The sequence below is a fragment of the Limisphaera sp. 4302-co genome (assembly GCF_049537155.1).
Classification (GTDB): domain Bacteria; phylum Verrucomicrobiota; class Verrucomicrobiia; order Limisphaerales; family Limisphaeraceae; genus Limisphaera.
Genome location: NZ_JBMVQZ010000003.1, coordinates 277,293 through 300,475, shown reverse-complemented (window position 1 = coordinate 300,475; position 23,183 = coordinate 277,293). Strand labels below are relative to the sequence as shown.

At 64.5% G+C, this 23,183-nt stretch carries 18 protein-coding genes and 2 pseudogenes; 14 read left to right on the top strand and 6 right to left on the bottom strand.

Annotation, left to right across the window (positions count from 1 at the left end; all coding sequences use genetic code 11):
- Positions 1-671: 671 nt before the first annotated feature.
- Genes ACPDIX_RS05060 through ACPDIX_RS05050 form a run of 3 tightly spaced genes read left to right on the top strand, consistent with a single transcriptional unit; the run spans position 672 to position 3,177 of the window.
- A complete protein-coding gene (locus ACPDIX_RS05060; RefSeq protein ID WP_423430693.1) occupies positions 672-2,189 on the top strand; it encodes a phytoene desaturase family protein in 1,518 nt (505 codons plus the stop codon).
- Between the two features lie 23 nt (positions 2,190-2,212).
- Positions 2,213-2,671 (top strand): SRPBCC family protein, encoded by a 459-nt coding sequence (locus ACPDIX_RS05055; protein ID WP_423430692.1) that lies wholly within the window; start codon positions 2,213-2,215, stop codon positions 2,669-2,671.
- 26 nt (positions 2,672-2,697) lie between these two features.
- Entirely contained in the window at positions 2,698-3,177 is a 480-nt protein-coding gene (locus ACPDIX_RS05050) for a TspO/MBR family protein (RefSeq protein WP_423430691.1), read from the top strand.
- Between the two features lie 211 nt (positions 3,178-3,388).
- On the opposite strand, the gene ACPDIX_RS05045 is transcribed toward ACPDIX_RS05050, so the two are convergent.
- Entirely contained in the window at positions 3,389-3,892 is a 504-nt protein-coding gene (locus tag ACPDIX_RS05045) for a cobalamin B12-binding domain-containing protein (protein ID WP_423430690.1), read from the bottom strand.
- Positions 3,893-4,084: 192 nt separating this feature from the next.
- Between ACPDIX_RS05045 and ACPDIX_RS05040 the strand changes: the two are divergent.
- The 6 genes and pseudogenes from ACPDIX_RS05040 to ACPDIX_RS05015 form a co-directional block, all read left to right on the top strand.
- A pseudogene (locus tag ACPDIX_RS05040) lies at positions 4,085-4,201 on the top strand (fasciclin domain-containing protein); the annotation flags it as partial.
- A gap of 96 nt (positions 4,202-4,297) precedes the next feature.
- Positions 4,298-4,894 (top strand): CIA30 family protein, encoded by a 597-nt coding sequence (locus ACPDIX_RS05035; RefSeq protein WP_423430689.1) that lies wholly within the window; start codon positions 4,298-4,300, stop codon positions 4,892-4,894.
- 34 nt (positions 4,895-4,928) lie between these two features.
- Positions 4,929-5,438, top strand: a complete 510-nt coding sequence (locus ACPDIX_RS05030; RefSeq protein WP_423430762.1) for an NAD(P)H-binding protein — start codon at positions 4,929-4,931, stop codon at positions 5,436-5,438.
- Positions 5,439-5,773: 335 nt separating this feature from the next.
- Positions 5,774-6,088 (top strand): annotated as a pseudogene (locus tag ACPDIX_RS05025) (DUF2867 domain-containing protein); the annotation flags it as partial.
- Positions 6,087-6,443 carry a DUF2867 domain-containing protein gene (locus ACPDIX_RS05020; protein ID WP_423430688.1) on the top strand — a complete coding sequence of 119 codons (357 nt, stop codon included), beginning with the start codon at positions 6,087-6,089 and terminating at the stop codon, positions 6,441-6,443. The pseudogene ACPDIX_RS05025 and the gene ACPDIX_RS05020, both read left to right, overlap by 2 nt.
- A complete protein-coding gene (locus ACPDIX_RS05015) occupies positions 6,440-6,646 on the top strand; it encodes a YgaP family membrane protein (protein ID WP_423430687.1) in 207 nt (68 codons plus the stop codon). The genes ACPDIX_RS05020 and ACPDIX_RS05015 overlap by 4 nt, the downstream gene beginning before the upstream one ends.
- Here the strand turns inward: ACPDIX_RS05015 and ACPDIX_RS05010 are convergent.
- From ACPDIX_RS05010 to ACPDIX_RS04995, 4 genes are read right to left on the bottom strand one after another with little or no spacing between them, the layout of a single operon-like run.
- Entirely contained in the window at positions 6,630-7,109 is a 480-nt protein-coding gene (locus ACPDIX_RS05010; protein WP_423430686.1) for a hypothetical protein, read from the bottom strand. The genes ACPDIX_RS05015 and ACPDIX_RS05010 overlap by 17 nt on opposite strands.
- Positions 7,099-8,148 carry a glycosyltransferase gene (locus ACPDIX_RS05005; protein ID WP_423430685.1) on the bottom strand — a complete coding sequence of 350 codons (1,050 nt, stop codon included), beginning with the start codon at positions 8,146-8,148 and terminating at the stop codon, positions 7,099-7,101. Before ACPDIX_RS05005 ends, ACPDIX_RS05010 begins: the two co-directional genes overlap by 11 nt.
- Positions 8,133-9,614, bottom strand: coding sequence for a phytoene desaturase family protein (locus ACPDIX_RS05000; RefSeq protein ID WP_423430684.1), 1,482 nt, complete (start codon positions 9,612-9,614; stop codon positions 8,133-8,135). The genes ACPDIX_RS05005 and ACPDIX_RS05000 overlap by 16 nt, the downstream gene beginning before the upstream one ends.
- 7 nt (positions 9,615-9,621) lie before the next feature.
- Positions 9,622-10,398, bottom strand: coding sequence for a tetratricopeptide repeat protein (locus tag ACPDIX_RS04995; RefSeq protein WP_423430683.1), 777 nt, complete (start codon positions 10,396-10,398; stop codon positions 9,622-9,624).
- A 45-nt stretch (positions 10,399-10,443) separates the two neighbouring features.
- On the opposite strand from ACPDIX_RS04995, the gene ACPDIX_RS04990 reads away from it, so the two are divergent.
- Together ACPDIX_RS04990 and ACPDIX_RS04985 are read left to right on the top strand one after the other, a co-directional pair.
- Entirely contained in the window at positions 10,444-11,832 is a 1,389-nt protein-coding gene (locus ACPDIX_RS04990) for an aldehyde dehydrogenase family protein (RefSeq protein ID WP_423430682.1), read from the top strand.
- Positions 11,833-12,771: 939 nt separating this feature from the next.
- On the top strand, positions 12,772-13,260 hold the full coding sequence (locus tag ACPDIX_RS04985; protein ID WP_423430681.1) for a hypothetical protein: 489 nt from the start codon (positions 12,772-12,774) through the stop codon (positions 13,258-13,260).
- A gap of 508 nt (positions 13,261-13,768) precedes the next feature.
- On the opposite strand, the gene ACPDIX_RS04980 is transcribed toward ACPDIX_RS04985, so the two are convergent.
- Positions 13,769-18,160, bottom strand: coding sequence for an autotransporter-associated beta strand repeat-containing protein (locus ACPDIX_RS04980; protein ID WP_423430680.1), 4,392 nt, complete (start codon positions 18,158-18,160; stop codon positions 13,769-13,771).
- 297 nt (positions 18,161-18,457) lie between these two features.
- On the opposite strand from ACPDIX_RS04980, the gene ACPDIX_RS04975 reads away from it, so the two are divergent.
- The 3 genes from ACPDIX_RS04975 (at position 18,458) to ACPDIX_RS04965 (ending at position 23,164) form a co-directional block, all read left to right on the top strand.
- On the top strand, positions 18,458-19,279 hold the full coding sequence (locus tag ACPDIX_RS04975) for a LysM peptidoglycan-binding domain-containing protein (RefSeq protein ID WP_423430679.1): 822 nt from the start codon (positions 18,458-18,460) through the stop codon (positions 19,277-19,279).
- 361 nt (positions 19,280-19,640) lie between these two features.
- On the top strand, positions 19,641-20,915 hold the full coding sequence (locus ACPDIX_RS04970) for an outer membrane beta-barrel protein (RefSeq protein WP_423430678.1): 1,275 nt from the start codon (positions 19,641-19,643) through the stop codon (positions 20,913-20,915).
- Positions 20,916-20,974: 59 nt separating this feature from the next.
- Positions 20,975-23,164 (top strand): GumC family protein, encoded by a 2,190-nt coding sequence (locus tag ACPDIX_RS04965; protein ID WP_423430677.1) that lies wholly within the window; start codon positions 20,975-20,977, stop codon positions 23,162-23,164.
- Positions 23,165-23,183 lie beyond the last annotated feature (19 nt).

Genomic DNA, 23,183 nt, shown 5'->3' with positions numbered 1-23,183 from the left:
ACCGGGCTGGCGTCAGGAGCGATGGTCGTGTGGCCCGTTGCTTGCTGTTGGGCGCGCATGCGTGGCTGTTCCGGTTGGTTGGTGCGGTCGACAGTCTTGACCGGATGCCGAAGTGAATCCCGTCAGGCCGCCGAGGCCGGCCGACATGTGTGCTGGCGCGCCACGGGTCGGATACCCGGGCGCGTTGGGGTTTCCGTGATCGGATTTCACCATCACGACGGTGTGCCCCTCTCGTGGCCGATTATGTGAGCGGACGCCCCGACACCTGCCGAATCCATGCACGGACGCACTTGCGGCGGGTGAGCGCAGCCTCTGCTGAGCGATGCGTGGAACCGGCGCCGTCCGGGCGTGCCTGACTTTCACGCCCCACCTCCGGACAGCGCCGGGTGCGCCCGATGCGGTACTGTCCTGTTTCGCGCGCTTCCCACGTTTGTTCCGGGCTGGCAGAGGTAAACTCGCTGCAGTTTGACGTGAGCTGTCCCGGGCATCTGGCGCCCGATTGCGCGTGCGGCCGTTGAAAGCCGGGCCAGTTGGGGTGCTGGTCTGCGCGAGTCGGTTTGCGCGCTCGTCAGGCCGTGACCCGGACAACGGGAATTGCGCCGGAGTTGTCTTGCCACTGTGCGTGAGGCATTTACCTTTCGTTGCGTCGTTCCTGGAGCCACGTCTTGACCATGGCCACCGGCAAGGCACCGCACGTCATCATCATCGGCGCCGGGCCTGGCGGTTTGACCACCGCCATGCTCCTGGGCGCACGCGGCTTTCGCGTCACCGTCTTCGAAAAGGGCCCCCGGGTGGGTGGGCGCAACGCCGCCATCATCCGCAATGGATATAGATTCGACACCGGCCCGACCTTTCTCATGCTGAAGTTCATCCTCGACGAGGTGTTCGAAGAGTCCGGGCGCCATATCGACGACTACCTCAAGAGCGTCCGGCTCGAGCCGATGTACCGGCTTCAGTTCCATGACAAACGCCTGGAGCCAACCACCGATCCCGCAGCCATGCGCGCCCAGCTCGAGCAGGTCTTTCCGGGCAGCGGGCCCGGCTACGACCGGTTCATGCAGACCGAGAAACGACGGTTCAAGCTGATGTACCCGTGCCTCCAGAAGGACTACTCCTCGTTTCGCCGGTTGCTGTCGCCTGACCTGCTTCGCGCGTTGCCGTTCCTTTCGCTGGGCAGGTCGCTGATTTCCGTGCTCGGCGACTACTTTGACGACGAACTGGTGAAGCTGGCGTTCACGTTCCAGTCGAAATACCTCGGGATGTCGGCCTGGGATTGCCCCGCCTTGTTCGCCATCCTGCCCTATGTCGAGCATGCCTACGGCGTGTATCACATCGAGGGCGGGCTGAGCGAAATCAGCGAGGCCATGGCCAGGGTGGCAACCGAGCACGGCGTGGAGCTGCGCCTGAACACGCCGGTGCGACAGGTCCTGGTGGAGGGACGGCGCGCCTGCGGGGTGGAACTCGAGAACGGCGAGCGCATCCGGTCGGACGAAGTCGTGATCAATGCCGACTTCGGCCACGCCATGAAGCATCTCATGCCGCCCGGCGTCCTGCGCAAGTATACTCCCGAGAAGGTGGATCGCCTCGATTACTCCTGCTCGACGTTCATGCTCTACCTCGGGTTGGACAAGCTCTATGACTTGCCGCACCACACCATCTTCTTCGCGCGCGATTACCGGGCCAACATACGCGACATCTTCCAAAACAAGGTGCTCTCGGATGAGATCTCCTTTTACGTCCGCAATGCCAGTGTCACCGACCCGACGCTTGCTCCGCCGGGACATTCCGCGGTTTACGTGCTTGTGCCGGTGCCGAACCTGACGGCCTCCATCGACTGGAGTCGGGAGAAGGAGCCTTTTCGCGAACGGGTTCTGAATGCGCTGGAAACCCGCGCCGGCATGACGGATTTGCGGCAACACATCCGCGAGGAAATCGTGTTCACGCCCCAAACCTGGGCGGACATGGGCATCCAATACGGCGCCACCTTCAATCTCTCGCACAAGCTCAGCCAGATGCTCTACCTGCGGCCGCGGAACAAATTCGAAGAACTGGACCACTGCTACCTGGTCGGCGGGGGCACCCACCCGGGCAGTGGTCTGCCCACGATCTACGAGTCGGGCCGCATCGCCGCAAACCTCATCTGCCGTGCGCACGGCATCGAGTTCGTGTCGAAGAACGTCCAGGTCTGAGCCCGTCCCAACCGGCAACGGACATGCCCATCCGCGAACTCGTCAGCGAGCTTTGGTTGCCCGTGCCCCGGGACAAGCTGTTCCCGTTTTTCGCCGACGCGGCCAACCTCGAAACCATCACCCCTCCCTGGCTGCGCTTTCGCATTCTCACGCCGCCACCCATCGAGATGCGTGAAGGCACGCTGATCGACTACCGACTTCGCATCCACGGGGTCCCGATCCGCTGGCGCACGCGCATCAGCGTCTGGGAACCGCCGCGCCGTTTCGTGGACGAGCAACTGCGCGGCCCATATCGGCAATGGATCCACGAGCACACTTTCGAGCCCAAGGGCGGCGGCACCCTGGTGCGGGACCACGTGCGCTACGCCGTCCTGGCGGATTGGCTCCTGCACCGCTGGCTCGTGCGCCCGGACATCGAACGCATCTTTGCCTACCGGAGCGAGGTCCTGCGGCGACTCTTCGGGGCCGAAGAACGCGCTTGAAACCACGGGTCCCCATCACAATCGCCATGAAGACGGACCACTTTGTGAACACCCTCATGCTTGTCGGCTCGCTGCTCCTGAGCTTCGCCGCGGCCTCATTGGGCGCGTTCTTCTCGCCGGGCGACTGGTATGCCGGGCTGACCAAACCGTCGTGGAACCCGCCCAACTGGCTGTTCGGCCCCGTGTGGACAGCCCTGTACACGATGATGGCCGTGGCCGCCTGGCTGGTTTGGCGGCGAGGCGGGTGGCGGGAGCAGTGGCGCCCTCTGGCGATCTACCTGGCCCAACTCGCGCTGAATGCGGCCTGGACGCCACTGTTCTTCGGGCTTCACTGGCCGGGGGCCGCGTTTGCCGAAATCGTGCTGCTCTGGCTGGCCATCGTCGCCACCATCGTGACCTTCTGGCGCGTTCAACGCCGGGCAGCGGCTCTGCTCATCCCTTACCTCGTCTGGGTCTCCTTCGCCGCCGTGTTGAACTTCACTTTGTGGCGGCTCAATCGGTCCTGAGCCGGGTGTGACCCGGCCGCACACCGGGGAGGAGGGCGCGGCGTGGCATCACGCGGCTGCCCCTGGATCCGGCGTTTCGGCGCCTGTCAAGCCGGCTTTGAGCCGTTTTTCTCCCGGCAGCCGGTGCTGCCCAGCGACAGAGATACGTCAGGAGGACCGGTAGTTGTGCAAGTTCCTCCACCAAGTAAGCCTGTATGCAATCGATCACCTCTCAATACGCCGGGGCTGCGGCTCCGCCGAAGATGAAGGAGACTTCCGGGGGCATGGGTGCACGCAGCCGCTCCCATTCGCGGGGCAGGTCACGATCATCCTCGGGCTGCACCACACTCAATGCGAGGGCCCGCGACTTCAATTCTCGCGCTGCGCCGGCGAGCTCAGTCACGGGGACGCTGGCTCCAAGCCGCACAGTTCGCCAGCCCAGGTTGGCCGTCAGAGCCGACACCAACAGAGCTCCCAGTTCGTGCAAATGGCCGGAGGGGATCGCGGTTACCAGCAGGGGCGCTCTTTCGAGGTTGCCCATCGCTCCCGCCAGCCCGCCCAGAAAGTCGCGCACGCCGGTCACGGCGAAATGCTCGTGGCCGGCCGCGATGGTTCCATCGCACCACGGCCGGCCCGGCGGGTGGAGCAGCGGCGCGACCACCCGAACGAGCAGACCTCGTGTGCCGATCCTGGATCCGGCTTCCTCCAGATGCTTCCTCAGGTCTGTCTCATCCATGGCACGCGCGATCGCCAAACAGGCGTCCACAGACTTGTCGGTGGCGGCAATCACCTCGGGAGCGGCAGGGGCACGCCCGGTCGCTTGGATCGATGCAGCCAACCGCCGCAGTTCGGTTGTCGTGAGTCCCGCCTCTTGACCGATGCTGCGGCCCGACAGCGTCAGTGGGCGCATCAGGCTCACCCGCTGTGCATTCAGGTCAGCGATGCAGGTGTCAAGCTTGACAATGCCAAGGTGATCAAGACCGACATCATGGCGATAAACGGCGTGATTCACGTCATCGACACGGTACTGCTGCCAAAACCGTAAACAGATTACTCCACAAGGTGGGGGCTCAGAGACCCCCCGCCTTGCGGCCTTGACGCAGCCATGCTCACTTCACCAATGCTTTCCAAGAATCACACCATGAAGGCACCGATTCAGTTTATCCATCTCGGCGGGCGCACCGCCCGGCTCGCCCTGTCCGGCATAAACGCCGGCGCTGCGCCCAAACCTGATGTCGGACGGTTCGATTTCTCCCAACCTGACGCCGTGAGGCCGTGGCGGGTGGTCAATGACGGTGTCATGGGCGGCGTGTCCACCCGCCGGTTCCTGTGGAAGGAGGGCGTAGCCGTGTTTACAGGTACGGTTTCGGTTGAGAACAACGGCGGCTTTGCCTCGGTGCGTACGCAGCGGGGCAACCACGATTTGACCGGCACCGACGCGTTCGTGATTCGCGTGCGCGGCGATGGCCGGCGCTACAAGTTCACGGTGCGGACCGAGGGGCGCTACAATGCGGCGCTGTACCAGGCTTCCTTTGAGGCGCAGCAAGGGGAGTGGCAGGAAATCAAGCTGCCGTTCAGTCCATTCACCCCGATCTGGCGCGGGCGCATTCTGAGAGACGTGTCGCCGCTCGATCCGGCCAAGGTGAACTCCGTTGGCTTCTTGATCGCTGACAAACAGGCCGGACCGTTTCGGTTGGAAACAGGCTGGATCCGCGCCACCCGCTCAAACGGTGAATGATCCAATGGTCGCTGCCGCGGCCTCATCCTAAAACCTGCTGGTTACCGGCGCCACCGGCTACATTGGTGGGCGGCTGGTGCCTCGGCTTTTGGAGGCCGGGCACCGCGTTCGCTGTTTGGCACGCGATCCGGGTGGCCTGAAGGGCAGGGTTTGGTGCCGGCAGGTTGAGGTGCAGGCCAGAGACTGTCTCAGACCGGGGAGTTTGCCTGCCGCGATGGCCGGCGTCGAGGTTGCCTGTTACCTGGTGGACAGCATGGGGGCGGGCAAAGGCTTCGAAGAGCGCGACATTGAGGCAGCGCGCAGTTTTGCCCGGTCGGCCAAGCCGGACGGCGTCCGGCGCATCATTTACCTGGGCGGTTTGGGAGAATCCGATTCGGAGCTTTCAGATCGCCCGCGATCACGCGTGCAGACCGGTGAGGCGTTGCGCAGGGCCGGCGTGCCGGTGACGGAGTTTCGGGACGCGGTCATCGCCGGCTCGGGCAGCCTCTCGTTCGAGCTGATCTGCTATCTTACCGAGCGGCTGCCCGTGATGATCTGTCCGTGACGGATTCACATGGGGGTCCAATCGATCGCCGTTGACGACGTCCGGCAGTACGTGGCGGCGGCGTGGGAGCCACCGGCAAGCTCGGGACAGATCATCGAGATCGGCGCTGCGGATGTCACAACTTATGGAAAGACGCTCCCGAGCCGCGTGCGGTTCCGTGGGCTGCGGCGCTGGCTGCTTCCCGTTACCGTGCTGACGCCGCGGCTTTCCTCCAATTGGAGCCACCGGGTTGCCCCGTGCCGGAAGCCATTGCCCGACCACTGGTCGAGAGTCTTTGTCACGATGTCGTGGTGCCGGACGACTCCGCCCGATAACTCTTTCCGCTCATCAGTCCGATGGATTACGTCACGGCGGTTCGCCGGACCCTGGCCAATCTTGAAACAGGCGCCGGGGAAAGCACCCGGACTGATGCTGCAGCCAGCGGCCAAAGTGAATTGCCCGTTTGCCGTCTGATCACCGCGGAAGGCATGATCCTCGAACAGCGGCAGCGTCGGGTGACGGCCCCTCCGGAAGTGGTGTTTCGTCCGTTCGCCCAACCGGGCGGCCAGCGTGGCTGGCTTTACATGAATCGGGCCTGGCGCATGCGCGGTGCGGTGGTTCGGCTCGTGGAAGGCGTCGGCCTGCGGCGCGGCCGGCGTGATCCGCACCATGTGCGCACAGGCGATGCCCTCGATTTCCGGCGAGTGGAAGCCGCGGAGCTCGGTCGTCTCCTGCGATTGGGGGGCGGGGATGAAACTGCCGGGGCGAGCCTGGCTGGAGTTTGGAGTGGAACTGCACGCGCCTCACGGGGCACAGCTCACCCAGACCGCGTTTTTCGCCCCGCGCGGTTTGGCGGGATGGCTCTATTGGTGTGCGCTTTATCCGATCCATGCCTTGATCTTCAGGGGCTTGATTGAAAGAGTTGGTAAACGAGCTGAACGCGCGGCGCGCTCTGCCGACAGACAGTTGGCGGGACGGCCGGACACTGTTGGCCAATCGACGCAGTGCGACGATTTGAACCGATGAGCTTCCTGCGTCCGAACATCAATCGTAGGGGCCGCTTGATACGAGCGGCGTGTGGACTGGCCTGTCTCGGCGGCGCTTGGTGGGCAAGCGGATTTTCGTGGTGGTTGGCGGGTCTGCTGGCGATGTTGGGCGTGTTTGCCCTGTTCGAAGCGGCACGCGGCTGGTGCGTCGTCCGGGCCTGCGGAATCAAGACGAAGTGGTGACGCGCCGGTGCAACAGGCGCTGGAGGCGGATTCGATTGTAGCGCTGCGCCAGGATGCAGGGGACGTTCAAGATCACGCCGCAGCTCACCATCACAGTCGTGGCCCAGGGCGGATTCCAGATTGCGAAGATCGGCGCACACGCCAGCGCGGCCCAGTGGCACAACTCGCCGCGCCAGGTTTCCACGATGAATTGCCGCAGGTAGCCGGGGTCGGCCGTCTTGAGCGAAGACTTCGGAAACCCGCGGGCAAACCAACTTGCCCCGTCCGGCAGCCGGTGCTTCCATCGCTTGATGGCGAAGATTTTTTCGTAAACCGTGCCGCGCCGTTCCCAGGCCCACGGGCGCGGAGGCCGGAACCAGCGGGCCGGCAGCCGCGTGAACAGCCACGCCCACCCGAGCTGAATCAGCGGCCAGCCGACCACATTCACCAGCGCCACGAGTTCGCTCGGGAGTTCAGTCAGCATGGATGGTGCGTCCTTTCCAAGAGACCGTGCGTCCGCGGCGGAACGCCGCCAGAGCAAAGAGGACAAAAAAGAACGCCAGCGGTAACGGATAGAGCAGCGCCGTGACGAGGCGAAAAGCTCCGACCTGCCGCCCCAACCAAGCCACCTGGCCGGCACAGCATGCGTAGATGGCCAGCCAAAAAGGCTGACCGGCACTGAGCACGCAGGCCAGAGCAGCCGTCGTGAGCCCCGTGAGCCAGGCGATGATCCATGCCAGGGTCGTTCCGCGGGTTTGACTGGCGCCCGAGGCAAAACCTTTGGACCAACCCTGCACGAGCTCACGAAAGCCGCCCGGATACATGCGGAACGTGAGGATGCCCCGCCCAACCGCACTGGTCACGGGAATGCCGGCTTCGCGAAAGGTCTCGGCCAGCCAGAAGTTCTCGAGGATTCGCCCCTTCACGCGGGCGTGCCCGCCCACGCGTCGATAGCTTTCGCGATCCACGAGCAGCATTTGCCCAAACAACGCCTCGCAGGCTGCACCCAACGTCATGACGAGGTTGAAGAACAGGGACAACTCCTCGTAAGGTCGTTGGATGGCATGAAACGGCGCCAGGGAAAAGGCGCCTCCCGGATAAGCGGCCAACGCCCGAGCGAGGCCTTCGGGCTCGAACCAGGTATCGGCATCGAGGAAGAGGAGCAGATCACCCTGGGCGGCTTGCGCGCCTTGATGGCAGGCCCAGGTCTTGCCCCGCCAGCCCTCGGGCAGGGGCGCGGAGACAAGCACCCGGGCGCCATGCTCGCGCGCCACCTCGGCGGACCGATCGGTCGAACCGTCGTCCACGACAATGATCTCGCAGGGCCGGAGCGATTGCTCAGCCAGGGACTCCAGCAGCCGGGGCAGGTTGTGTTCCTCGTTGCGGGCCGGGATGATGACGGTGAGGCGGGAGGACTGCGGTGCGGAAGAGAATTGCCCCGGGGGCCGCAGGCGTCGTCCCAGCCAAAAGCCCGTGGCGACCAGGCCGATCGTAACCGCCGGGAGGATCAATGCCGGTCCCATGCCACGATCTGACGGGCGACGTTCTGGCCGCACAGGACCACCATGGGCATGCCGCTGCCGGGATTCACGGAGCCGCCCACGAAAAAGAGGTTGGGATACCGCGTGCTTTGTTTCGGGGCTTTGAACGCGAGGTTCTTCCAGCGGTCACTGACCACGCCGTAGATGGACCCGCGGTTCGAGTTGTACCGATCCCGGATGTCCGGTGGCGTCAGCACGTGCTCGTATACAATGTGCCTCCGCAGGTCGGTCAGTCCCATGCGCTCCAACTTGTCGAGGACGCGTTCCTTGAACGCGAGATAATCCCCACGCGTCAGCGGGCGATCCTCACGAAGGTACGGGATGTGCGGCAGGATCTTCAGACAATCACAACCCGGCGGTGCGACGGTGGGGTCGGTCCTGGACGCGGCCACGACGTAGAGCGTGGGATCGTCCGGCAATTCATAGCTTTCGAACACCTTCGCGAAATGCTCCCTCTGATCACCGCTGAAGAAAAAGTTGTGGTGTGCAAGTTGAGGGTACCGGCAATCCAGACCCAGATCGAGCACCAAACCCGAACAGGCAGGCTCAAACCTGCGCTCGTATGAGGCCACGAAGGTTGGGTCCTCCTGCAGCAACTGTTCATAAGCGGGAATGACCTCCACGTTCGACACGATCATGTCGGCGGGGTGAAAGGCGCCGCGGGCGACCAGGCCGGTGACGCGCCCGTTCTCCCGTCGGATCTCGCTGACGGGGGCGTTGACGTGGAGCTTGATGCCGAGTTCCTCCATGAGACGCCCCAAACCGCGGGCGATGTTGTAGAGGCCACCATCCACATACCAGAGGTCATAACGGAACTGGATCGTGGGCAGGGAGTTCATGAACGCCGGTGCGCGATAAGCGGAAGAACCCACGTATTTGATGAAGAAGTCGAAGATGTCGCGGAAGTAGCGGGTTTTGAAGTGCGCGGCCACGGCCTGGTGCATGGAGCGAAACAGGTCGAATTGGAGGAATTTCCAGAGCCCGTAGTACCGGGCAAACTCGCGCCAGTTATCCAGGCCTTGCTCGAAGTAACCCTCGTTGGTCAGGTCGTAGAGTTTGGCAGAATACCGGAGGAAGCGCGCGATGTTCTCCGGCGGTTCACCAACCTTGCGCGCCTCGGCGGCCATGCGGTCGGGTTCCGGATACAGGTCCAGCACCGTGCCATCCTCGAAGAAGTTGCGCCAGTGGGGTCGGACGGGGCGGATCGAAAAGTAGTCGGCCATCCTGCGACCGGAACGTTCAAACAGCCGCTCGAAAATGTGCGGCAGGGTGAGGATGGAGGGCCCGAGATCGAACGTATAGCCCCCGGCTTTCAGGACGTTCAGCTTGCCGCCGATCTTCTCGTTTTTCTCGAAGACCTCGACCTCGTAACCGGCCTGACGCAACGAAATGGCGGCGGACAGACCACCCAGGCCGGCGCCGATGACCAACACGCGTTTCGAACTCATGGGTGTTTCATCGATTCACGTCCCGGCGTCGGAGCCCATCCAGCGCCAAAGAGTGGCCCGGATGGACTTCCAGGGCCCGGCGAAAGGCCTTTTCGGCCTCGGTGTGACGTCCGAGCCGTTCCTCTACCTGGCCGAGGAAAGCGAGGCAGTCGCCATGTCCCCACCGGGGTTCCCATCCCTGGCGGGGTTGCTGCCGTTCGCGATCGAACAGCTCGGCCGCCCGTTGGAGCGTCGCCCGGGCTTCTTCAAATTCCCGATGATTGCCGGCAATGTGGAACAGACCGACCCCCAGGAGGTAGTGAACGCGCGGGTTCTCCCGTCCATGGCGCAAGGCCGCTTTCTGGTGCTTTTGCACGTCTGGCCAGTACCGGATGGCCCGGAAGAGGTTGCCCTCGATCTTCATCCCGTAAAGCGTGCCCAGGAGGGCGTGGCCTTCCGGGTGGGTCGGCGCCAGCTCCAGCAAGGCCTTGAAGGTGTGAATCGCGGCGTCCATGCGTTCCGCCACGGCTTTCTCGTCCGCGCGGGGGCTCCCCCCGGTGCGGAGGCAGAGCATGTGATGGAACTCGGTCACGCCGAGCCAGTAAAGCGCCCCGGCTCGGTTGGTGCTGGTGGAGGCGGCGGTAAGGCGCAACACGACCTCTGCTTTGGCAAAGGCTTTGGCATCCCACGACTGGTAGGCCTTCTCGAACAAGACCACGCCGTCGAGCAACGAATCAGGTGTGGCCTCCTCAGCCACCAGCGCGGAAACCAGTCCCAAACAGATGATGGGAAGCAGACGAGTCATGTCTTGACGGAAAGTAGTGCAGCCCGGAGCCTTTTCCAAGCTGCAATGAGCAAGAGCCGCGCCGAGATCCCGCAGCGACAGCGGGCCTTCTTTGACGCCGGGAAGACGCGCAGCGTGGCGTTCCGTCTTGAACGGCTCCGCGCGCTGCAATCGGCACTCGAAGCGCATGAGGCCGAGCTGCTGGAAGCGCTGCACGCCGACCTGCGCAAGTCACCGACGGAAGCCTACGTCACCGAGCTCGCCTACTTGCACGCCGAGATCCGGCATGCCCTGCGTCACTTGAAATCGTGGATGAAACCGCAGCGACGGAGCACCCCACCTCTGACCTGGCCGTCGCGCGCCTGGACGCAACCGGAGCCGCTCGGTGTGGCACTGATTCTCGGGCCATGGAACTACCCGGTCCAGCTTCTGCTGACGCCGTTGGTGGGGGCCATTGCTGCCGGCAACTGCGCGGTGCTCAAACCTTCGGAACACGCCCCGGCTACTGCCGAGGTTCTGGAACGGCTGGTCGAACGCACCTTTGCGCCCGAGCACGTCACGCTGATCCGGGGCGGGCCGGACACTGCGGAGGCTCTGTTACGAGAGCGGTTCGACAAGATCTTTTTCACCGGCGGAGCGACCATCGGCCGGAAGGTCATGGCAGCAGCGGCGCATCATCTGACGCCGGTCACTCTCGAGCTGGGCGGCAAGTCGCCCTGCATTGTTTGCGCCGACGCACCTCCGCGGATCGCAGCACGCCGGATCGTGTGGGGCAAGTTTCTCAACGCTGGACAGACCTGCGTGGCCCCGGATCACGTCTGGGCCGACCATCGAATCATGCCGTTCTTGCTTGAGGAGATGGTCCGCGCCGTCCGGGATTTTTACGGTGAAGATCCCAGCAAAAGCCCCGATTACGCGCGCATTGTCAACCGGGCGCACTTCGACCGGCTGTGTGAGTACCTGCGACAAGGGCACATCGTCATCGGAGGGCAGCACAACCGGGAGGAACTCTACATTGCACCCACGGTGCTGACCGGGACCTCGCCCGAGTCGCCGGTGATGCAGGACGAAATCTTCGGCCCGATCCTGCCGGTGCTGAGCTTTCAATCTCTCGAGCAGGTTGTGATCGAACTGCGGCGGCGTCCGTCACCGCTGGCCCTCTACCTGTTCACACGTGATCGAGCCATCCAGCAGCGATTGTTGTCCGAGACACGGTCGGGCGGCGTCTGCCTGAACGACACGGTGTTGCATTTGACAGTCAGAGACCTGCCTTTCGGCGGAGTGGGCGCAAGCGGCTTTGGCACCTATCACGGCCGGGCCGGATTCGAATGCTTCAGCCATCAACGGGCCGTACTGCAGCGACGCTTCGCGTTTGATTCCAGGAGGCGTTATCCCCCCTGCCGCTTGTCGCTCGCGACGCTGAAACGGGTGATGAGATGGCTGTTGAGCGTGTAACTGTTGGCTGAAGAATCATCGGATCCAACCGTACGCCTGAAATTGCGCCGGGCGGGGAGGATCACATCGGGCGGTTGTTTCATAAATCGGGGTGCACGACGGTGCCTCCGCCCGGGGTCAGAGCAACAATCCCCCATGACGTGCGAACCTTTTCGAACCGCGTGCCGGGCCAGGAGGCGCGCCCCGCGTGCCCGCACCAGCCCTCCCAAAAACAGCGGCGCCCGCGCACCTCGTCTGGAAGAACGTGCCGGCATGCTCCATCTCCCACGCGTGCGTCCCGGAGGCGTTCATGCGCAATCCCGTTGTAGACCTCGGCACGCCTTGAGAAGGCAAGGTCGAAGGACGCCAGGAAAACCTTTCACCAGCATGGTGATCGCCGGCCCACCCGATTACCGGCATCCCGGGCTCTCCGGGGGGAGCGTCGATCCGGACAAGCGGACGATCAAACTGCCTCGTGTAGACCACGACATCGCCACGGCCGGGCACGGGCTGCGGAGCCGATCTGCCGGAGCGCCTGTCCGGGCGGCCTGCCCACGGCCGCTGACCCAAGCCCGAGTACGCCCGCGGCCCGCCGCACAAGACGCTTGTCTTTCCGTGCTGTTGGTCAACGCCCTGTGTGTTGAAAAACCTGCCGCGGCCGGGGCATCCGGACCGGAGCCTGTCCAGGACTCATGACACACGCAGCTGAGTTGATGAGACGGTATGGTGCTGAGACGTACGGACAGCGTAGCCGACCGGTTGTGCGCATGTATTCCCGATCCTCCCAGGAACCTCAAGGGCGGCCGGCCTCGGACTGACGAACGCAGAGCATTGGCCGGGATCTTCAGACTCCCGGACAACGTAGCCCAATCGAAGCATCCGCCGGGACGATCCGGATCCAGGAGCGCGGTTCATGGGTTCTTCCAACGCCTTGTACGCGATGGAGTCTTCGAGCGGCTGTTGCAGGAGGCCGGCCAACTGGTGGAGGAGCGGGGGGAGTATGGGCTGTACGACTGCTTTCTGGATGCGGCGTTCTGTCCGGCACGTGGAGGGGGCGATGGGATCGGACGCACGAAGGCGGGCAAGGGGGTGAAGATTCCGATTGCCGTGGACGCCCGGGTATTGCCCATTGCCGTGCAAAGTTGTTCGGCCCGGCTGCATGAGTCGACGCTGGCGCAGGGGGTGTTTGATTTCATGCTGACGCAGCAGGTTCCGCAGCAGGTGGTGGAGGACAAGGCCTGTCTCAGTGATGCGTTGGGTTGGGCGTTTGCCGCCCGTTATGGAACTGATTGCATCGCATCGGAGCCTTCGGTGTGCGGCGAATCGGACGCAGCACGGCCGCACGGTGCGGCGGTTTCGTCGATGCCGGGTGGTGGAGCCCGTGGTGGCCTGGCTGCGACGTTTTCGGCGGCTGTGCATCCGGGGGGAGAAACCCAGCCGGGCGTTTGAGGCACGTTTGCTGGTGGTCTGCGCGTTTCTGCTGGTCCGGCAGGTACCGGGCTGAACCGGAAACGGGGTGATTCCGCGCTTCGGTTGGTGGATCTTTCGTGTTGCCGGTCACCGGCAGATGGGAGGCCTTTCTGCTCCTGCGACATCTGCAAGCCTCAGGAGCGGCCCTGACTCCTGCCCAACCGTCTCCTGCGTGTCGAGTGTGCCTTTTCATCTGTAGTCACCGCATTTCCCTCGTGCCTTGGAACCTCGTACAAACGGGGTTTGGGGATAGGTTTTAACGAACGACGTGCCGGAGGTTCAGTCTTTGGCGACGGTGCGCGAGTGGGGGGTGACGCGATCTGGCCGGCATGACTCCTCCCGGGTGTGCATTCGGCACCGGCCCGGGGCAACGTCCTGGTTCGAGCCGCAGCCGCGAATCGGCCGCAGGAACTGGTGCGGCGCGGTCCATTTCGGTCCCGATCGCGGCGCGGGCTCGTCTGGTTCAGCCCTTGGGTGGGCGAGGGGTTCAAGGGACTTCAAGCCGGTAGAAGGCCGCAGGGCGCTCCGGCTCGATTTCCAGCTCGAAGGTCACGTCGCCGTCGGCATCGAACTGCGCTTCCGCCACGATTTCCCATTGGCTGACGGGCAGTCGCAGATCGGTGGTGCGGCGCAGGCGCACCGGCCAGCCGGGAGTGCCCTCGCGGGCGCGGAGCGTCCAGCGATCGCCCGCGCGTTCCGGCGGCATCAACCGCGGCGGTGTGGAACGCACCACCCACAACGAACCGTCCAAGCCGATCCGTTCCGTGCGCCAGACCAGGCCCTCCTCCAACTCGGGCAGGTCAAACGACTGAAACGCTCCCGCGATTTGCGCCGCTTGGAAGAGGACGAAGGACTGGCCCGCCACGACGGGTTCGGGCGCCACGCGTACGATCTGCAAACGGCCGTTCAGCATGCAGGTGCCTTCGACCACGATTCGATCGTGCCCCGGGGGTGCCAGTTTCAGCACCGTCAGAGCCGAACCCTCCAGAGTGAGATCCCTGGCGAAGCCGAGCACGACGGGATTCGTCCCACCCGGGTACAGGGTCCCCCATACGCGGGCCGGTCCGCCCACCACGCCGCTGCCGCCGAGCGAGGCCCCGCTGGCGACGGTGACGGCCCCGGTGGCCGCCCGTTGGTCGCCCAGGATCACCAGTCGTCCCGCGTTCACCGTGGTGGGCCCCGAATAGTCGTTGGTGGCTGTGAGTGTCCAGGTTCCCGAACCTTCCTTGATCAGCGATGTGTTGCCCCGGATGAGGGCCCGGTTGGTGGCGGACTCGTTCAAGCCGCCCACGCGCCAGGTCACGGGGTTTTGCGCGCCCAGACCGGACCCGCCTCCGGCCAGCATCCGTGCACCCTCGTCAGCCGAGAGGCTGCCGATGGGAATCACGCTGCCGGCAGGGGCCCGGCTGTAAAGGGCCACCTGGCTGCCCAGATGCACGCGCGCCAGGGGGAAGCCGGCCGGGTTGCCCACGCGGAAATCGTCATAGTTGGAGGATGCCCGCGTGCCGGGGCTGGCATGCACGCGCAGCAGACCGTTGAACGCGGTCCAGTCGCCGGTCACCTCGCCCCGCACGTAGTCCACGAACAGGTCCAGTGTTCCGCCGCCCAGGACGCGGCTGGCGAGGGTCTGTCGCGGCCCCGCACGAATCGTGCCGGTCTGCCCGGGCGGAACCAAAAGCAGGTTGGTCAGGGCACCGTAGGTGGCGGTGTTGTCCCGTTCACCATGGCCGAACAATTGCAGGGTGCCTCCGTAAAACTGGATCGGCCCGCTGCCCACGGCATATTGATTGGCCGTGTACGGGCCGGTGGCGCTGCCGCTCAAGGCGACCACACCGTTGCTGAGCATCAAACCGCCGCTGAAGGTGTTGGTCGTGGCCAGCACGAGCGTACCCGTCCCGGACTTGACCAGGCGGTTGGTGCCGGTCAGGGATCCCGTGCCGGTGAACTGGTAATCCACGTGTGCTTCCACGACGACCAGCGCCGGCGCCACCGCCTCCACCAGATTCACGACCGGCGCCTGCGAACCGGAGTTGTCGAAGCGCACCCGGTCGCCGTTCCAAAAAACCGTCGCTTGACCTTCATGCGTCCAGTTGGCCGTGCGACCGACGTCCCAGTCCGACCCCGCGCCCCGCCAGACCAGCCAACGACCTTCATCGGGCGGGGCTTCCGGAATGACCAGGGCAATGGCCCCCGGGAGCAACGCCAATTGCAGGCCGGGCAGCGGCGGCTCTCCTTCCCATTCGAGTTGCGAGAGGGAGCCGGTCAAGGGCCCGGTGAATTCGATCAGTGGATAAATCCCGGGTGGCGGCGGCACGTCCGTCCATCGGATGGTCACGCGGTTGGTCCCCTCCAGGTGCAGGGCGCCGTGCACGCGGACCTGGTCGTGCCCCTCGGATGCCCCGGGCGGCTGCGAAGACAGATCGAACCACAGGCGGGCCTGCCGAAGGACCAAATGGTTGGAAAACGTCAGCGTGCCGATCAGGCCATGGGCGGGACCGGGGTCCAGGATACAGCCTCGCTCCAGCACGGCGCCTGCGCCGGCCACGCCCGTTCCGCCCAGCCGGCTGTTCAACCAGACACCCGGCCGCACGCGGACAGGGCTGGCGGCCAGCAGGCCGTTGAGGATCAATCCGCCTTCGGACACCTCTGTGGGCCCGGCAAACGTGTGGAGACCCGGGAGCTTCAGGTCGCCGCTGCCGGCCTTTAGTAATGACATCGGCCCGGCCAGCGACCCGCCCAGGAATTCGAAGTCCACCGGCGCATGTACCCGCACACTCGAAGGCCGGAGTTCACCCCCCAACACCACCCGGGGATGAGCCGCACCGCGAAGATCGAACACCACGGATTGTCCGTCCTGGTACACCGAGGTCACCGACTGCGTCCAGACGTGGTTCAAGACCCAGCCGCTCCGGCCCGTCCCCCACACAGAGTCCGGGCCACCGGTCCACGCCAGTTCGGCGTCGCTGACCGGGTAGAGGGGTGGTTCGTCCATGCCGGGGCCGACGTAGAATCCGGGGTGGGGCGGTTGGTTGTAGGCGACGTTTTGCCAGGCCAGGGCCAGGCGATACTGCGGGTCGTGCAGGAGGGTACGGAACCGGTTGGTGGCCGGGACGACCGAGACGAACAGCATGAGACGCGTGTTGTCGGCGCTGCGCAGGAGGATTTCCTCGCGCCAATCGCCCACAAGGTCGCCACTGAGACACGGGTTGGCCTTGGTGCCGTTGATGTTCAACGCGCCCCCGTCCACGGAGTAGAAACTGACCAGCCGCTGAACCCCGTCGCCGGTCCACTTGTCCAGCTTGGCGGCGGTTCCGCCGCTGCCGGCGCTGTCGTGCAATTCGCGCAGCACGTCGGCGTCCCACCACACGGCAAAGTTGATCGAGGGCCGGCTCGAAGAAATCACCTGACCGGTCCGATCCAGCACGCCCGGTGAGGCCGATGACCAGAACTGATATCCGCGGTACCGACCGTCAATGGGCGAGGCCAGGCCGCGCCCCGTGTCGCCCGTACCTTCCAGACCCCAGAGCAAGGTGCCCGTGGCAGCATCGCGAAACGAGCCGCCGCCGACGGCCGACGGGGTTTCGTGGACCTGCCAGACCTCCAAGCCCGGATGGTCCGGATCCATGTCCGACACGTGCATTGCGTCGCCGTGTCCCCAGCCGGTGCTGTAAAGTCCGCGTCCGTCGTCGTCAATGACGCACGCCCCGTAGACGATTTCATCGCGACCGTCGCCGTCCACGTCGGCAACCGAGAGGTTGTGGTTGCCCTGTCCGGCATACTCGGGCCAGCCCTGGTTGCTGTCGAACGTCCATCGGCGGGTCAGTTGTCCGTCGCGCCAGTCCCAGGCCACCAGCACGGTGCGCGTGTAATAGCCGCGACACATCACCAGACTGGGACGGATGCCGTCGAGGTAGGCCACACACGCCAGGAACCGGTCCACGCGGTTGCCGTAGCTGTCGCCCCAGGCGCTGACCGGGCCGCGCGGCGGCAGGTAGTTGGTCGTCCAGAGGGCCGCGCCGGTCCGGCCGTCGAAGATCGTGAGATATTCCGGCCCGCTGAGGATGTAGCCCGAGCTGTTGCGATAGTCGGCCAGGGGATTGTCCCCCGGCATGAGAACCCAGCGGCCCAGGCCGTCGCGGGTGCCGGGCGCGGTCCTGCAGGCGACCTCGGCGCGGCCGTCGCCGTCGAGGTCGTACACCATGAACTGGGTGTAATGCGCACCGGCGCGGATGTTCCGGCCCAGATCGATCCGCCAGAGGCGCGTGCCGTCCATGCGATAGGCGTCCAGGTACACGTTGCCGGTGTAGCCGGACTGCGAATTGTCCTTGCTGTTCGAAGGGTCCCATTTCACGACCAGTTCATACTCGCCGTCGCCGTCGAGGTCGCCCGGACTGCAATCGTTCGGCGAGTAGGTGTAGTCCACGTCATCCGGGGTGGTGCCGGCGGGCGGCACGTCCAGCGGGATGGCCAGGTAGGGGGCGGTGCGCCGGCCCGAATCGGTGGGCACGTTCGGGTTGGCCGGCAACGTGTAGAGCGAGCGGCCAAGCGGGTGCGCCCAGCGGTCCTCCACTTCCGTGCCTTGCCGGACGGGCCGCAGGAAGTAGGTGTGCGGCACGGCGAACGTGGGCGGGCGATCCACGAAGTCGGTCGTCTGTTGCAACGGTTCGCTGTTGAGACGATTCGTGACGCCCGCCGTCACGCGGTAAAGGTTGAACGCCAGATCAGCCGGATCCTGCCCCAGCCAGCGCCAGCCCAACCAGACCTCGGTGGAGCTCCGACGCAGCGCGATCAGGCCGCGGCCGAGCCGTTCCATCTGGCGTTCGCCGGATGCCGGGAACGCCAGCACGCAAAGAAGCCCCACCCATCCGGCGCATGCCATCCCGCGGACCCCCGGGCGGACGTCGAGCCCTCGCCCCTTCCGAGCATGCCTCCCTGTTGACATCGTGTGCGCGGTTGCTTGGCGCCAATCTGCCCCAGCCTGGCCGCTCTCACAATGACCAGAATTGGCCATGCCACGCCGGAGACCGGAATCGCCTGCTGCCATTCGTCGGGTGGAACTGACTTCAGGGTTTCCTCCTCATTCCATCCGGTCGGAAGCGAAGAGGGAAGGAAACGGGTGAGGTGGCGGTTCAAGGGGACGTTGCGCGGTTCCGGCCGGCTGGTTTAGGTTCGGGCGATGCATCGCGGCGGTTGGGCATGGCAGGCGCTGCTGGGATGCGGGCTGGTGGCGGTGTGGATGGCGGGTTGCATGCCCGGGCCGGGAGGCCCCCTCGACGAACAGAAAGAGCCCCACTACCGCCTCGGCAAGGCCCGCGTCAACAGCATGGATTATGCTGGGGCGATCGAAGCCTTCCAGCGCGCCCTGGAGGTCAACCCCAGATCGGCTTCCGCCCATTTCGAACTGGGTTGGCTCTACGATGTCAAGGTGCCGGATCCGGCCGCGGCCGTGTACCACTACGAGCGTTATTTGAAGCTGCGACCGCGGGCCGAGAACGCCGACATCGTACGGCAACGAATCCAGGCCTGCAAACAAGAGCTGGCCCGAACGGTCCTGCCGCTGCCCATCGGTCCGGGACTTCAACGCGAGCTGGAACAACTGGTGGAGGAAAACCGCAGGCTCAAAGCCGACCTGGCCCGCTGGCAGGCTTACGCAGCGCAACTGGCCCGTGCACTTTCCAACGCTGCTGCCGTGAGTGAGCCGGACGACGCTCAACGCGCTGCCCCGCCACCGCCGGCCCCCACCGGCCCGGCGATTGCGGGTTCTTTCCAGGCAGGGCCCGCGCCCATCGCCGGTGCCCCGCGCCGGCCCGTGCCCGAGCCCCGGGAGACCGCACCCGGCTGGCGCATGCACGTGGTGCAGCCCGAAGAGACTTTGACCCGCATCGCCCGGCGATACGGCGTGAGCCTGCAGGCCCTGTTGGAGGCCAACCCCGGGATCGAACCCCGTCGGATGCGTGTCGGTCAGGAGGTTCGCATCCCGCCGGCGGGTCAACGTTGAGGCGCCCGCCACGCTGCTTCCCAACCCGATTTCCGCCCCGCCCCGGCCCAGGGTAGGGGGACAGGGCGTCATGCTGCAGGGGCGGCGGGATGGGGATGCCCGAGTCCGTACAGGACGAGAACGCGCATGGCGCAAGAGCCGCCAAACCGGTGCGGGGTGCATGTGGGGCGGAAATGAGGGCGGGTGCGGGCGGGCGTTTTTTTTCTTTTCACGCAAACATTTCGCTTGCAGGAAGCTGTGGAAGGCGTTAAATGGGCGCAAGATTTGTTGACGAACCCATCGAGCATGGTAGAAATGGAAGCGGCTTCGGTGGCGTAGGAACGTGGCGCCGGGGCGTGCATCAAACCAAAGGTCAAAGCTTATGAAAAGGATCGTGGCATCTGTCGGCTTGGTGACGGTCGGGATTTCGGGCGTCTCTGCCTATTCTCCCGGGCTGGTGGGGCCGGACGCAACCAAGACCTGGAGTGTCTCCGCCACGTTGCGTGGCTTCTACGACGACAACTACGCCTACGGCTACAGTAATCAGCAGGAGCGTGACAGCTTCGGCTTCAACATCGCGCCCTCGGTTCAGTTCAACCTGCCGCTGGAGCAGACCTACCTCGGTCTCCGCTACCTCTATTCCGGCAAATACTACGAGGACCGTAGCAGTGACGCCTGGGATCACAGCCATCAGGTGGATCTCCAGTTCAACCACGCGTTCAGCGAACGCTACAGCGTCGAGTTGAGCGACACCTTCGTGGTGGCCCAGGAACCCGAGCTGCTGGACAACGGGGTGCCCTACCGGACGGAAGGCGACAACATCCGCAACCGGGCCCGGCTGGTGGGGAACGCCCAGTTGACCCGCCTGCTGGGTGTCCAGCTCGGATACAACAATGTCTATTGGAACTACGACCAGGACCGCATCGTCACCGGGCCGGGCGGTGTGTTCCAGCGTGCCAGTCTTTCGGGTTTGCTGGACCGGGTGGAACACCTGATCGTGGGCAACCTTCGGTGGCAGGCCCTGCCCGAGACGACGGCGCTGGTCGGCTACAACCTGGGTCTCACTCACTACACGGGCGACCAGCAGATCGCATGGGTCGGCGCCACACCGGTGATGTCCGAGGATCGCGACAACATTTCCCACTACATCTATGCCGGTGTGAACCATGCGTTCCTGCGCAATGCCAGCGCGTCGTTGAAGTTGGGGGCCACCCAGATCGACTACGACAACGACCGGATCAACCAGGACAAATGGATCCCGTACGTGGACGTGAGCGCCAATTACGGGTACGCCCGCGGCGGCAACGTGCAGATCGGGTTCGTCCATTCGTTCTATGCGACCGACGTGATTGCTCCGTTCGCCGGGCGGATCACCGGTTCGCAGGAGAGCAGCACCGTCTATGGTTTGATCAGCCACCAGATCACCCCGAAACTGGTGGCCATTGCCAACGTGCGATACCAGGATTCCACGTTCGACGGTGGTCTCTACGGCGACCAGAGCGACCAGTTCTTCTCGGCTGGGATCAACTTGACCTACCAGATCAATCGCTTCCTTTCGTGCGAGGCCGGTTACAACTTTGACCGGCTGAATTCGGACATCCCGGGCCGGTCCTATGACCGCAACCGGGTGTACATCGGAGTCACGGCCAGCTACTGAACCGGATGTGAGTCGCAGGGGGCTGGATCGGTACGGGTTCTGGCCCCCTGCTTTTTTGTATGGAAGCCAACAAAGTCGCCCCTCCTCCCCCCGAAACCAAGCTGCACTTCCTGGACTACTGGCGGATCATCCGGATCCGCAAGACGGTCATCCTGGCCGTTTTCACCCTGGTGGTCCTGACGGCCATCCTGGTCACCTACATGATGCCCCAGCGGTACGCCAGTACCGCGCTCATCAAGGTGGAGCGGGACATCACCGACATCCGGGGCTTCGTGGACCCCCTCTACAACCCCGGGTACGATCCCTACTTCATCGAGACCGAGTTCCAGGTCATCAATTCGGAGGTCGTGCTGACCAACGTGGTCAACGAGCTCGACCTCATGCGCCGGTGGGGCGAGAAGTACAACGCGGGCCAGCCACTCACGATGACGGAAGCCCTCATGCTGTTGCGCAACCGCATGGATCTGAGCCCGCGGCGCAACACCAGCATCATCGAAATCCGCGTCGTCAGCGAAGACCCGCAGGAGGCCGCCGACATCGCCAATGCCATCGCCCGCAGTTACGAACACTACCGCATCGAGCAGCGCAAGAAGCTCAGCATGGGGGGGATCGCCGTGCTGATGGAACGCCTGGAGGAGCACCAGAAACGGATTGACGAGACCCAGCGTGAACTCGACCGCCTGCGGCGTGAACTGCAAATCTCGGACGTCGACGCTGCCGGCACCGGCCCCACGCTGTTGTTGGAGGCGGAAACCGTGCGCCGGCTCGAGGCGATGCGCATCGAGGCTCAGTCGCAGTACGAGGCGGAAGCCAAGCTGCTGGAGCAGCTGAAGTCGGTCCCGCGGGATCAGCTTCCCCAGGTCATCTCCGCCGCCATGCGGGACGATCCCCAGCTCACCGAACTGCTCCAGAGCCTCAATCTGGCGGAGCAGACCCTGATCCAGCTCCGGCGCGATTACGCCGACGAACACCCCACGGTGGTCACCGTGCGGAAGCAGATCGAGGAGTTGAAGCGCAAGATCACCAACCGCGTGGACGGTCTGTTGCTCGGGCTGGAGGTCCGGGTGGCGTCGTTGAAGGAACGGCTCGACTCGATCGTGGCCGCGTTCGAAGACGCCCGGAAAAAGGACATCGAGAAGGTGGAGAAGAGCCGCCCCTATTTCGAAAAGAAGCGCGAGCTGGAGAACCTGATTGCCTTCCAGCGCGTGCTCGAGAACAAACTCAAGGCCGAACGAATTGACGTGGACCTGCCCAAGACCGCCATGGTCACCATCGTGGAGCAGGCCAAGCCCGGCATCCGTCCCGTGCAGCCCAACAAGACCCTCAACATCGGGCTGGGCGTCATCATCGGTTTGGTTGTCGGCGTCGGCCTGGCGTTCTTCATCGAGTACCTCGACACCAGCGTGAAGACCATTGACGACGTGGAACGTGCGCTCGGTGCGCCCGTTCTGGGTGTCATCCCGCAGAACGTGGGTCTCCTGTTGGAAGAAGGTGCCGAAAGCCCGCATGCCGAGGCCTACCGGGTGCTGCGCACCAACATTCTCTTCTCGAGGAAGGACGAGCGACTCAACACGTTGGTGGTGGTCAGCGCCGGTGCGGGCGAGGGGAAGACCACCACGGTGCTGAACCTGGCCACCGTCTTTGCCCAGAGCAACCAGCGGGTGTTGATCGTCGACTCGGACCTTCGCCGGCCCGCCCTGCACAAGCGACTCAAGGTCAGCAACGCCATCGGCCTGACCAACTACCTGCTCCGTCAAAACAAACTCGAGGAGGTCATTCAAACCACGCAACTGCCCACGCTTGACTTCCTGCCCAGCGGCAAACTGCCCAGCAGCTCGCTCGGAATCCTCAGCTCGCAGGCCATGCGCGAGCTCATCAACGAACTGAAGCAACGGTACGATTTCGTCTTCTTCGATTCCCCGCCGATCATGGGTGTGAGCGACGCCTCCATCCTCGCCAGCGAGGTGGACATGGCCTTGCAGGTCATCCAATACCGCCGTTATCCCCAGCCGATGAACATCCGCGCCAAGCAGTTGATCGAAAAGGTCGGCGGCAACCTGATCGGCATCGTCCTGAACAACATCAACCTCTCGCAGGACGAAAGCTACTACTATTACAGCGGCTATTATCACGACTACTACTACCGGAGCGACGACTCGGAAAAAGCCGACTCCGGCAGGGACAAGGAGAAGACCGGCAAGGCGATCTCGGGCGAGGTGGCCCGGGCGGAGATCAAACCCAAGTACTGAGCCGGTCGGTCCAGCGGAA